The sequence below is a fragment of the Aeribacillus sp. FSL K6-2848 genome (assembly GCF_038004325.1).
In the GTDB taxonomy this organism is placed as follows: Bacteria; Bacillota; Bacilli; order Bacillales; family Aeribacillaceae; genus Aeribacillus; species Aeribacillus composti.
Window position 1 is genome coordinate 872,982 of sequence record NZ_JBBOQQ010000001.1, and the last position, 13,013, is coordinate 885,994.

10 protein-coding genes are annotated in these 13,013 nt (G+C 39.4%); 6 read left to right on the top strand and 4 right to left on the bottom strand.

The genetic code is table 11. From position 1 onward, the window contains the following. Window positions 1-84: 84 nt before the first annotated feature. Window positions 85-2,145, top strand: coding sequence for a glucose-specific PTS transporter subunit IIBC (gene ptsG, locus NSS70_RS04270; protein WP_340880981.1), 2,061 nt, complete (start codon window positions 85-87; stop codon window positions 2,143-2,145). Window positions 2,146-2,522: 377 nt separating this feature from the next. Here the strand turns inward: ptsG and tnpC are convergent, their stop codons facing one another. From tnpC to tnpA, 3 genes are all read right to left on the bottom strand, one after another. Further along, entirely contained in the window at window positions 2,523-4,100 is a 1,578-nt protein-coding gene (gene tnpC / locus NSS70_RS04275) for an IS66 family transposase (RefSeq protein ID WP_094245431.1), read from the bottom strand. A gap of 61 nt (window positions 4,101-4,161) precedes the next feature. Further along, window positions 4,162-4,518, bottom strand: a complete 357-nt coding sequence (tnpB, locus tag NSS70_RS04280; RefSeq protein ID WP_003352857.1) for an IS66 family insertion sequence element accessory protein TnpB — start codon at window positions 4,516-4,518, stop codon at window positions 4,162-4,164. Then, the gene (tnpA, locus tag NSS70_RS04285) at window positions 4,512-4,832 is read right to left on the bottom strand and encodes an IS66 family insertion sequence element accessory protein TnpA (protein WP_003352856.1); all 321 of its coding nucleotides are present in this window, start codon (window positions 4,830-4,832) and stop codon (window positions 4,512-4,514) included. The genes tnpB and tnpA overlap by 7 nt, the downstream gene beginning before the upstream one ends. A 479-nt stretch (window positions 4,833-5,311) precedes the next feature. Between tnpA and NSS70_RS04290 the strand changes: the two genes are divergently transcribed. Then, a complete protein-coding gene (locus NSS70_RS04290; RefSeq protein WP_340880982.1) occupies window positions 5,312-5,758 on the top strand; it encodes an aminoacyl-tRNA deacylase in 447 nt (148 codons plus the stop codon). A gap of 646 nt (window positions 5,759-6,404) precedes the next feature. Here the strand turns inward: NSS70_RS04290 and NSS70_RS04295 are convergent. Further along, entirely contained in the window at window positions 6,405-7,586 is a 1,182-nt protein-coding gene (locus NSS70_RS04295) for an IS701 family transposase (protein WP_063388773.1), read from the bottom strand. A gap of 223 nt (window positions 7,587-7,809) precedes the next feature. On the opposite strand from NSS70_RS04295, the gene NSS70_RS04300 reads away from it, so the two are divergent. The 4 genes from NSS70_RS04300 (at window position 7,810) to cas7b (ending at window position 12,998) form a co-directional block, all read left to right on the top strand. Continuing rightward, window positions 7,810-7,944: a hypothetical protein gene (locus NSS70_RS04300; protein ID WP_327847969.1), complete on the top strand. Its 135-nt coding sequence runs from the start codon at window positions 7,810-7,812 to the stop codon at window positions 7,942-7,944. A 258-nt stretch (window positions 7,945-8,202) separates the two neighbouring features. Next, a complete protein-coding gene (locus tag NSS70_RS04305; RefSeq protein ID WP_340734194.1) occupies window positions 8,203-9,489 on the top strand; it encodes an IS110 family transposase in 1,287 nt (428 codons plus the stop codon). A gap of 415 nt (window positions 9,490-9,904) precedes the next feature. Next, window positions 9,905-11,875 (top strand): TIGR02556 family CRISPR-associated protein, encoded by a 1,971-nt coding sequence (locus NSS70_RS04310; RefSeq protein ID WP_339198920.1) that lies wholly within the window; start codon window positions 9,905-9,907, stop codon window positions 11,873-11,875. Window positions 11,876-12,059: 184 nt separating this feature from the next. After that, entirely contained in the window at window positions 12,060-12,998 is a 939-nt protein-coding gene (gene cas7b / locus NSS70_RS04315) for a type I-B CRISPR-associated protein Cas7/Csh2 (protein WP_339198922.1), read from the top strand. Window positions 12,999-13,013: the final 15 nt, after the last annotated feature.

Here is a 13,013-nt window from a genome sequence, read left to right on the forward strand (position 1 = left end):
GCAGGGAGCCGTTATGACTCCCTGCTTGAAAAATAGCTGGAATGTATCCGCTTTCTATATCTTATCTAGGAGGGGAGCTATGAAATGAAGAAGGTATTTAACTTTGATTTCTTTCAGAGAATTGGCAAAACTTTTATGGTTATAATTTCTTTGCTTCCTGCAGCCGGTTTATTGTTGGGAATCGGTACAACGTTACAATCTCCATATTTAATCGAATATTTGCCTTTTTTAGATTTAGGATTTTGGAAAACGATTTCTGATTTAATGAAGGGTGCAGGAAAAGCGATATTTGGGAACTTAGGTGTTTTGTTCGCTATCGGTATAGCGGGGAGCTGGACCGGTGGAAAAGCGGCAGCCTCCTTATCAGCTCTTGTTGGTTATTTAGTTATGCATACCGTTATCGGGATTGTCCTTGGAATCACGCCGGAAAACGTATCGGAACCAGGGCGTGTACTTGAGTTAGGGATCCCGACACTTCAAATCGGTGTTTTTGGCGGTATCATCATCGGGTTTGTAGCAGCAGTTCTTTATGAAAAATATCATGATTTCAAAATGCCGGAAATGCTATCCTTTTTCGGCGGTTCACGATTTGTTCCTATTATAACAGCAGGTTATTCAATCATTATTGCACTGATTTTGGCCTTTGTTTGGCCGCATGTACAAGACGGCATTTATGCACTTGGAACTGCCTTATCTGGAGAAAATACGCCGCCACTTTACATGTTCATTTATGGACTAGTAGAACGTGCCCTTATTCCGTTTGGATTGCATCATATTTTCTATATCCCAATTCGTTTTTCGGAAGTTGGCGGAACGTATACAACACTTGCTGGATCTGTCGTTTCCGGGGATACGGCAATGTATATGGCTCAGCTTGCGGATAAACAAGTAAATGATGCCGTTGAAATAACAGCAGGAAGATTTATGGCAGGGAAATTCCCGTTTGTTCTGTTTGGTCTGCCAGCGGTAGCGTTAGCAATGTATCACATGGCAAAACCGAAAAACAAAAAAGCTGTAGCAGGCTTATTATTGACTGCTGCGGGAACAGCATTTTTTACAGGAATTACAGAGCCGCTTGAATTCACGTTCTTGTTCGTAGCGCCATTATTATACGTTTTCCACACATTAATGGCAGGGCTGTCATTTATGCTGATGTATGTTTTAGATGTGAATGTTGGATATGCCGGCGGATCCGGAATCATTGATTTTATCTTATTTGGTATATTACCTAGTGTTGGAGAGCCATGGTGGTATGTCATTATCGTTGGTCTGGCAATGGCTGTTGTTTACTACGTTGTATTCAGATGGGCTATTAAAAAGTGGGATCTTCTTACACCAGGACGCGGAGATGAAGATTCGAACAGACTTTATACTAGAAAAGATTACGAAGAAAAAACAAATAGAAAAAGTGATGAATCTGTTGTCAATCAAAAAGCGTATGAAGTCTTAGCAGCACTTGGCGGAAAAGAAAATATCAATAATCTTGATGCATGTATTACACGTTTAAGAGTAGGTGTAAAAAACAAAGGCGCTGTTAATAAAGAAAAACTGAAAGCTCTTGGTGCTTCAGGCGTATTGGAGGTAGGAAATGGAGTTCAAGCAATATTTGGACCTACTTCAGACACGTTAAAAAATCAAATTTTAGATATCATGAATCAGGAAACAAACGAATATAAAGAAGAATCAACTATTAGTTTCGTAGCGCCATTATCAGGAAAGGTTGTTTCATTGGAAGAAGTGCCTGATGAAGTTTTCTCTCAAAAAATGATGGGCGACGGCATTGCTGTTCAACCAACAAGCGGAGATGTCTATTCCCCGGTTGACGGTGAAATCGTCGATGTATTCCCAACCAAGCACGCCATTACACTTCGTTCAGATGAAGGAGCAGAGCTGTTGATTCATTTAGGACTAGAAACAGTGAACTTAAAAGGAGAAGGCTTTGAAATAAAAGTTTCACCTAAAGACAAAATCAAAAAAGGAGATCTTATCGCACAATTCGCCATTGATCAAATTGGCGAAAAAGGGTACAACACCATTACTCCTATTATTTTACTGAACGGAGATCAGTTTAAAATCGACCATAGTAGTTATCCATCCAGCGTAGTTGGAGGAAAAGACGTATTAATCAAGGCTCAGAAAGGATAAGATCGATCATCCATGGGATAACAGTACGATACTATACAGAATTGCTTCCGAGTTCATAAAGAATAGTATCGATTATCCATGAATTCGCAAGGAACCCAAGTCCATATAGCTTAGATCAATCATCATTCAAAAGGCTATCGAGTGCATTCGATAGCCTTTTTTGCATAGTGATTGAAAAATGTGAAAAGGCACAGTACATCTGCTGCTGTAGCGTCATAGGCTTCGGAAGAGCCGACAGCTAAATTGTAGTACGCCGCTTTGACGGGCAAGAATTTCAGAAAGAATCATTAAAGAGAGAAAAAAAGATTTTAAATTGGACGAGTAACAAAGTAAGCGTAAAATAATCCCCACCTTTTAATGATAGGGATTAAATACTATTATTGTGATAAGTTATTAAAAACCCGACAATTCAAAGGAATTGTTTTGGACCAAGGAAGTAGTTGATCAAGCTCATCCATATTGCTTATATCCATATTGGGAAGCCTTTCAAATAAGTAGCGAAGATAATAAAATGGATTTAATTTATTCTCTTTTGCTGTCTCCACAATACTGTAAATGATTGAGCTGGCCTTAGCTCCTTTCGGAGTATTGCTAAAAATCCAGTTCTTCCTTCCGATCACAAATGGTTTAATGGATCGTTCACTTCGATTATTATCGATTTCTAAACGTCCATCCTCTAAAAATGCCACGAGTTTTTCCCATTGGTTGAGGCAGTATGTAATGGCTTGACCTAATAGACTCTTTGGTAAAACATTGCTTTTCTCTGTTTTTAGCCATGCTGAAAAAGCCTCCAACAATGGTTGGCTGTGTTTAAGTCGTTTTTTATATCGTTCTTCTGGTGTACATTCTTTCAAATCACGCTCGATGGCAAATAGCTGATTACAGAAATTGAGTCCTTCCCGAGCTGTGACTGCTGAATGACGTTTGGATTCAGGAAGTACGTTTAAAGCCTCATCGAACTTTCTGCGGGCATGAGCCCAACATCCAACTAATGTTACGCCGGATACCTTATGGTATCCTGCATATCCATCGACATGCAGGTATCCTTTAAACCCTTTTAGGAATTCTTTGGCATGTTCTCCTGCTCTAGTTTCCTGATAGTCATAAAGGACAAGTGGTGGATCCTCTCTTCCAGTCCGATAAAGCCACATGTAAGATTTCGATGTGCTTGACCTTCCAGGTTCATGTAAAACCTGAACAGTTGTTTCATCCGCATGTAGAATGTCTTTAGAGAGGAGATGCTCTTTCATTCGTTGATAAATTGGCGCAAGCCATTTTTCGGCACCATAAAGCATCCAATTGGCCATGGTTTGCCTGGATAAGATCACACCTAATCGTTTGAACTGTTGTTCTTGGCGATATAGAGGTAGCCCCTCTACATATTTTTGATTCATAATATATGCCATGCTTGACGGTGAAGCTAAACTTTTTGGATACACAGATTTTGGGGCAGGTGCTGTAACGATTGGTGTCTCTATTTCATTACGCTCACAATGACGGCATCCATAGACATATCGAACGTGTTTTAAAACTTTGACTTGAGCCGGAATAATCACTAATTCTTGTCGTACTTCTGTGCTCATTTCGTGTGTTTTTTCACCGCAACACGAACAGACCTGCTCTTCTTCGGGTAAACGATATTCAATCGTTTCCATAGGCAGGTTTTCAAACGTAGCTTGACGTTGACCACGTTTCTTTTTACGACGATATGTAATTGTTTCAACAGTTGGCTCTTCGGCTTTTACATTAGACTCTACCTCTGCTTCATTGAATAAAGGTAGTTCTAATTGATTAGGATTTGTTTTTTCGCTTGAAGAGCCAAATTTTCGTTTTTGACTAAGACGATACTGTTCTTCATACCATTGTAATTTCGCCGTCAATTCAACGATTTGCTGTTGAAGTTTTTCAATTAATTCAAATGGGTTTTGGTTAGGATTCTTTAAATTTTTCATCATGTAGTAATAATTCGACGGTTTTAGCTATTTTCCTCCAAGGTTTTTGTTAAAAGTAAAAAATTCATATAACTGTTCTAGCCTTTACTTCTGGGTGTGCTTTCTTTTGCTCCATTGCAAGACCATCCAATAACCAGCGTAATTGCCGATAACTAATTTGTATCGTTCCAGTGTCATTTTCATTTGGCCATTGAAATTTTCCTTTTTCCAATCGACGATAATAAAGCCAAAAACCATTATAGTCCCAGTGAAGAATTTTTAATTTATCTCGCTTTCGATTACAGAACACAAAATAGCTTGATGAAAAGGGATCTAAATCAAATCCCTCTTTCACCAAAGCAGCTAATCCATCAATGGATTTTCTCAAATCAGTACTTCCTTTTGCCAAGTAAACTCGTTCAGCTCTTGTACCAACTAACATGTTGATTTCAACGTCCTAACCACTTCTGAAAGAAAGGCCGGATCGAAACCAGGTTTTACTTCAATTGAAATCCCACTAATTTCAATCCGTAATGAATTTTCAACTGTTTGTGAATGATCTTCTAGGGTAACGGATGCCCATTTTGTAGACTTTCCTTGATTTTTTATTGGATTTTCAATTTTTCTTAACCAGTATTTAAACTGGTGAATACTCCATTGATTTTCCTTGCACCAGTTTACTTGAGTTTGACCGCTTTTACGATAGTCAGCGATTCGTTGTTCCCAAACCTTTCGTAATTCAGGATTCTTAGGCATAAAAAAACCTCCTTCAATTTCATCTTGAGGAGATTATCTCATGAAATTAGCACACCAAGAAGGTGTGCAAGATTTGACGCTTACGTAACAAAGCGGAAGGGTACAGGACCATCAGGTTGCGGTACTTTCTCTTTTTTAGTATAGGCAATTGCGGAACTATTAATGAATGCCGATTCGGCTTCTACTGTATTCATTTGAAGTTTCAACCGGATCATATATAGATAAAAAATTTGCGGCAGCGTTCTTGGAGTTTTCATTTACATTTCAATACCATTTTAGATACTCACGAAACTCTCCAGTTTATAAATAGCATTTACTCGCAACAATCCCCATAAAGTTCCATTCAACTGTATTTCACTTCTTTTTGTAAAGAAAACCACTTTTCAAAAGGAAATTGGATTAATATGTGGAAGTAAGCTGTTGGCAATTAAATTGTAGAAGTGGCCGTTTCGTGGAATTTGTAATAGGAGGGCTTACTTATGGATCATTTAAAAAGCATTTTACAGGAAAATAGATTTCCATTTGACATCCTTTATCACGTAAATCCAATTCGCACAGCGCAGGAAGGCGCGGACTTTTTTGGAATCGAAATAGGTCAGACTGCTCCTACATTGATACTTAAGTCTGACAAAGGCTATTTTGCAATCATCGTTTCAGGAGGACGCGGTCGTGTGAATTTGGAAAAAGTGTCAGAAATCTTGGGATGCAATCAATTAAAAATGGCAACCCCAAAAGAAGTTCAAAAGATCACGGGATACACTGTCGGCAGCGTTCCTTTAGTTGGTCTTTCTTTGCCTTGTATAATCGATAAAGAACTTTTTCGCTATCCGTTCATTTACGGAGGAACGGGAGAACCAACCTCAACACTGAAAATACCTCCTCATGCTTTGGAACAACTGAATCAAGTTGTTGCTTTATTAGGTTAAAGTGTTGCTGTTGTAAGTAAATTTCCCGCCTCGTACGATAAATTCGATATTCTCTGCAATTTGAAGAATAAAATAAGATTTAAAAAGAATTAGATATGTCTATTTCTTTTGTGTTAAGAAATGTTGAAGTGGTAGAAAGCATAAAAAACTTGATAACACCGATCAATAAACGAAATAGAACGAGGAGAGATTCATAAAGTCGTGCCTTATCTGCGTTTATAGAAACTACTTTTAGTACATGGCTGTTTCAAATAAGAAAATAAAAGGTTAGAGAATACATGAATGTTCGGTAATAACAGGTACCATTTTTTATATCCCAATCCTACTTCTTATTTGCATCATATTGTATTTTTAATAATTTGCAACTGGCTTGTTTAAATATTTCATTTAATATATAATACAAATTATAGTTATCATTTTCCATATCTTAGCTTATTAAAGCATTGAAACATTAATAATATCATTATTATCTTACCTACTAAGGATTAAGTATACTTTCATAACAAAGATTTTATAATCTGTTTTTACTATTATTTAAGCAACTATTACTTAAATTGCGGTGATTTAATTTTTTGATTAAGTAACTGTAGTTGAGCAATTTTCATTACAATAATTACCATGTAAAAAGAGACAAACGGAGTACCCCTTATGCCACATGAAGCTGTTTTTTAACGACATCAATGGGAATATCTTGTTTCGCTGCATCGTAAATAAACTCCACGAGGCTATGTCCTTTCTTCTTTCGAAGGAAGTCAAGCCCGGTAGAGAAATCGCTGTTGGATTCGACCATACTGTACACATAAGCGAGTTGCACCAAGATCCAATACCGTTTCACCGCCCGACGTTGACGAACGCGGTACCCATCGAGCTTCAGCTGGTCTTTCGCTTGTCGAAAAAAGCATTCGATCGACCAACGCTGGGCATAGTAGCGCAAGATCTCTTCATCGCTTAGCTCCCGGTCGGTGCTCAAGACGCAGTGAAGATGTTCAGGTGTCATCGGCTGATCGGCTTTCCAAGCCAACAACACAACGGCATCATCGAGACCTTTCAGCGCTCCCTCGTAGCGATACACGCGATAACGCTCTTCTCCCACCGTGACGAGATGGGTGTCGTTCGGTTCGATATAGCGGGCAAACTGTTTGGCTTGGATGGCGATGCCTTTTGGATAAAGAACCCGATTCGTCTTGAGCATCGCAATGACGTGGAATCCTTTTTTCAGGCAGGCTTCCACGAGTGTTTTCGATGGGTACCAAGAATCCATCAGCACATAAACAGAACCGTGCACATCCAAAGAAGAAAGCATCTCGATGGCCCATTGACCCTTGCTTTTCCCATCCGCCTTGTCGTAGAGGCGAAACGCAAAGGGAAAGGCTTGCGTCATCGTATGAACCATGAGCCAGACGAGAGAGTGTCCCCAAATCGACTTTTTGTCCGCGTGAGAATAATGCCAATTACACCCTTCAATAGCGTGTTTCGCCTGTGACGAAGGCTTCGTTTTTCGGCAGATCGTATCATCGATCGAAACAAAAATGGGGTGATTCTTTCGCTTGGCCGTTCGTTCCACATGACGAAGCATCCACTGCTGGAGTTTGCGAAGCAAGATTTCTTCATCCCAAGGGCTTTTCGTGAAAAAATGGCTCAGTGTCGTTCGATGGTTGGGATGAAAGCTCTCATGATGCAGATCGGTCAAGGTTCCCACAAATCCTTTCGTTGTCAGCGCATCGATAATATGAACGAGATGCTTCATGACCGGCTTAGAGAAATAAAGGGCCAGCCCCAACATTGCGAAAAACTTGTCGATTCCTTGGTGATGTGGTAGTCTATTCATGAGACATGAACCTCCTTGAGAATGGTTTGGTGACACATCTATTCTAATCAAGGAATCGGGTTCATGTCTCCTTTTTTGTTCGGATGTAAATTTATGTTAGTGAATTTGCTCATCTACAGTAAGTAATTCTCATTTTAGATCCAATAAAATTCTATCATTTTTATTCCGAATAAAAAAATTAATTAACAATATAATTATAGATACTACTAAGGAGGCATAAAAAATGTTTGAAAGAAAGATTGTTAGAATATCGATAACATTAATAATAGAAGAGGAAAATGGTGTAAGAAAAATATCGAAAAAAATATATTTACGTGAAGAGATAATAAAGGATAATTGGTTATTTAGAAGGGATTAAGCCAGCTAGTACATTTTTTTGTGTTTTTGAACAAAAAATTCAATTACACAAAAGGCGTTGAAATACAAGATTGTGTTGGTAAAATTTAAATGAAAGTTGAAAAGTTTCAATAATTATTTAAAGGAGCATTCCTGTATTGAAGAAAAATGAGGCAAAATAGCGGTTTTTCGGGTTGTACAAAAATAGAGCCCTCTTGGTATAGTACGGAGTGTCAACGGATGTTGACCTCTAATTTAGGAAACCAAGGAGGACTCATACATGAATTATAACCAAAATCGCAAAATCTCTCAAATCACAGAGAACACATTGATCGTCGGTGTTGATATTGCTAAGCACAAACATGTCGCTCGGGCGCAAGATTTTAGAGGCATTGACCTAGCTAATCGCCTAGTGTTTACGAGCGATCTCAAAGGCTTTCAAACCCTGACACAATGGATAGACCATTTGAAGGGTCGTCATCAAAAGAATACGGTCATTGTCGGAATGGAGCCAACTGGTCATTATTGGATGACTCTGGCTTATTACCTAAAAACACATGATATTAAATGCGTTGTAGTCAACCCGTTACATGTGAAAAGAAGTAAAGAGCTGGACGACAATTCGCCGACAAAGAATGATGCGAAGGACGCGAAGGTGATTGCCCAACTTGTGAAAGACGGGCGCTATTCCGAACCCACGCTGCCCGAAAGCATCTATGCTGATCTCAGACAAGGCATGAAGCTTTATGATCAAATGGTTCAGGATCGCAATGCGATTAAAGCCAAAGTCCATAATGTGCTGGATCGCTATTTTCCCGAGTTTCTTACGGTCTTTAAGAATTGGGAAGGCAACGCCGCTCTTCAAATCTTACGCGCGGGCCTTTTCCCCCAAGACATTGTGAAAATGCCTGAAGAAACCATTCTTTTTGAGATCAAGAAGGCAGCTCGACGCGCGGTCGGCATGAAGCGTGTTCAAAAGCTTAAGGAAGCCGCTGCAAAATCAGTGGGCTTATCGGTAGGTGTACGATTCGCTAAAAAGGAATTGCGGTATTTAATGGAGCAATATGACGATTTAACGGCCCGTATTGACGAGTTAGCTAAGGAATTAAGCGAGATGGTTCTGACCATACCCGGGGCTAAGGAAATCAGCGCAATAAAGGGTATCGGGGTGATGACCGTCGTCGGCTTTTTTGCCGAGGTCGGCGATCTTTCGCAATATCATCATCCACGCCAAATCCTAAAATTAGCGGGATTGAACTTGCGAAAGAACGAATCCGGCGAGCATAAGGGCCGGACAACGATAACCAAAAGAGGCCGCAAACGTTTAAGAGCCCTTTTGTTCCGGGTCGCCATGCCCTTAGCCGCCACCAATCCGGCCTTTAAGCGTCTGCATGAATACTATCGTCACCGTCCGGAAAATCCGCTCACAGGAAAACAAGCGTTGATTGCCTTATGTGGTAAGCTTATTCGCGTTATGTTTGTGATAGGCCGTCGTCAATGTGCGTTTAGTGAAGAGAGAATGATTCAAGATATGCCTCATCTTCAGAATCAGAAACAGGTTGCTTAAAACGCATCAATCAAAGGAAATCGCCCAACTGTGACTTGTGACCTTGACAATTGAAGCACGGAGAAGCCGGAGTGATTTGTACCATTCGGGCATGACCCAGTAAAGGAGCTTTTCCGGCCTCCACCTCATGGATAGGTAGAACGAAGGAATGTAAGAGCTTTGACTCTGTGAGACATGGGAGGGTAAACCGCCATGAGCGTTGTGGAGATCCCTATGTGCGATCATATCTTTGTTACCAGATAAAGGTAAATAGAACCTTTGTCTTACACGAAGTCAACTCAAACATCCATTTATTAGGTAAAATACCTATAATATCCATGAATTGATTGACAAGTAAAAACAATTGGTGCAGATTTCCGGAGAAAATGCGAGTAATTCTAAGAAAAACTTTATTTTATAGAGGGAGGTGCAGACGGTGATAAAAACGATTTACACCCTTGGAAATAAGTATTTAATCGAAGAAAAACCAGCTGTTATTCAAGCAATAACGCTGCCTATTGCAAGATCATATGATTCAACTAAATATGTAATCATTGTCGACTTTTCTATTAAAGATAAAAAAGTCAAAATAACGCCAAAAGAAATAAGCGAATCTACCTCATTAGAGTTGCTATGGATTGGTACAGCGGATGGAGCAGCGAGCCCACAATGGTTTGGAACGGTGAGCAATGTCGAATATTTGCTTAGTCAAACAATTACAAATCTTCTCGAACGTTGGAATCAAGAGGATTCCTATTATTCTCTTTTAAAGAGAGCACAAGATGTTTTTTTCTTGGATCTTGGCGCGGCCAAAAAATCAGATGAACGATACCGCTATGTTTTTAATCCAGCATATGTTGGCGGCGAATTGACGGAAAAAGAGGCGAAAAAAGCGGTTAAGGAAGCAGCGAAGCAGTTTCAAGCTTTTATTGAAAAAGAAGCCAATGTTAGCATCAAAGATGTCCTCTTGTATTCCCTTGCCATTAACGGACAGCTCGCAGTTTCGCAGCCAGAATATGAACGGCTTGTTATTGCAGAGAAACTAAGTGTATTTGAAGAGTCGAAAAAGGGAGTATGCGCCCTTACAAACAAAGAAGACTTTGTGACAGGAGAAACGACAAAACTGAAATTTAACTACTACATAAACGATAAAATCAGCTTTGCGAGCGACCTTGAGAAAAAATCATTCGTTAAAAACTTATCCATCAGCAAAGATGCCTATCAAGCGATTATGGCAGGAGAAGCGTACATTCTCCGCAACTTCAATACTCGTTTCAGCGGCCTTCCTTGTTATATCATCCCAGACTTTTTATATGATGTGCCGTTTGAAGATGCTCCGCTTCAAGATATTAGCAAACGCATTAACCAGTTTGTTCGAACTGTAAAAACAGTCGAAACGGCAGAAGCATTGCATCGAGACGTAGAAGACTACAAAGAATTTGAAGATCAAATGGACAACCATATTTCGCTACATTTTCTTTTTTACACAAAAGCGCAGTCAGCTTTAAAGGTGAATAAACTGTTATCCGATGTTCCTCTCACTCATTTGCGCCGACTAGGTTACGAGATGCGAAAAGCAGGGGAAATAGGACAACACTTTTTTGGCAATGAAAAATTCAATCTCGGCTTGGAATCGATCTATTACTTAATTCCGATGCGGGTTCAACGTGGGGAAAACTTTGAAAAACGTAAAATTTTGCAAGTATATGAGTCGCTATTAATAAATAAAACGCTTTCATACCAATGGTTGATCACGCAATTTGTGCAGCTTGCCAAAGTGCATATGTATGCTAACTATAACCTTTATCAATATAGTAACGACAAGGAAGAATCCAATGATTTTCGATTAGTGAATGCGATGGTGCGAGCGCAATTGTTCTTAAAAATGCTGCAAAACCTTAACTTAATTAAGGAGGAAAGGGAGATGACAAAGATTACATATGATTTGCCTGATGCCGATATGGTCGAGTATATGGAAACCATGAATTATAATGTCGCGCAAAGTTCTTTATTTTTGCTTGGCTATTTAATCGCGAGAATTGGTTCTGCGCAAGTCGGCAAAGCAAATGAACGAGCAGAAGCGCTCGGACAAGCCCGGGGTGGCAGAACAGCAAACAAGCCGATTTTATCGAAGATTAATTATCATGGCATGAACAAGCAAAAACTGATGATGCTTTCAAGCGAAGTATTTGAAAAGCTGAGACAACTTAAAATCGCTTCCTTACAAAATGAAGCTGTTTATGCGGAACATAAACGTCTCTTTGATTCAGCATTGCAGGGAAAATGGAATTTATCCGATCGTGAAAGCGTTTTTTATTTGTTATCTGGCTACGCATATGGCACAAAGCGGATTTTAAACAGCATCAAAAAGGATAATTCCGACCCTGATTTTGAAAATGAAAAATAAAGTATTACGAATGGAAAGGAAGAAGAGATTCCCCAAATACTGCGAAAAGTCCAATCCTGTATAAGATAAGATGGGGGGAGCTCTTCCTTCCAAATAGTAAACAATTGGTCAAGGCATTTGGATAAACTGCAAAATCTCTTAAAAAATCATTTCTAACATTAATTATATACGAGGAGGAATGAAAATGAATAATAGCGATATTTTATTCCTTTACGATGCGAAGTTAACAAATCCAAACGGCGATATTGACGAAGAAAATCGTCCGCGTATGGATTATGAACGTTCATTAAACTTAGTGAGTGATGTGCGTTTAAAACGATATATTCGCGATTATTTGGAACAGCTCGGAAACGAAATTTTTGTAGGTAAAGTCGATGGAGAAACGGTCAATGCGACAGAACGTATTAAGCGTTTATTTGAGAAAAAGTATGATGGAAAAGTGAACCTTAATAAACTATCAAAAGAGGAACAAAACTGGATGCTTGAGCAATTTACTGATGTCCGCATGTTCGGTGCGACAATGCCGATTAAATCGGAGGATAAAGGAAGCTCCATGACGTTTACTGGTCCGATTCAGTTTAACTGGGGCTACTCGTTAAATAAAGTCACGCTTGTCGAATCGGCAAGTATTACCTCGCATTTCGGTTCCGATGATAAAAATGACGGCGGTAATATCGGCAAAGACTATCGTGTCTATTATTCATTTTTGGCGTTTCATGGCATCATAAGCGGTCATCGCGCGGTGCATACGAGATTGACCAAAGAAGATGTCCGTTTATTTGATCAAGCGGTTGTTAAAGCGATTCCATTGAGCGCAACACGTAGCAAAGTCGGACAATACCCTCGTCTTTACTTACGTGTAGAATATCATTCTCCTGAATTTATTACCGGCGATTTGCGAGATTTGGTGAGTTTAGAGGAAACAGAAGGGCTGCGCAGCATTTCCGAAGTTAATTTGCATGTTGATGCACTTGTGAATAAACTTTTGGAAGTAAATGGTGAAATTGCCCGCATCCATTACTGGCAAGATTCTAATTTATTGTTGAATTATGAAGGACAAAAAGGGATGCTAACAGCTCTTGTTCCATCCGAGTTGGCGGATAAACTCGTTCCTGTATTGTGAAAAAGGGTGACGTTT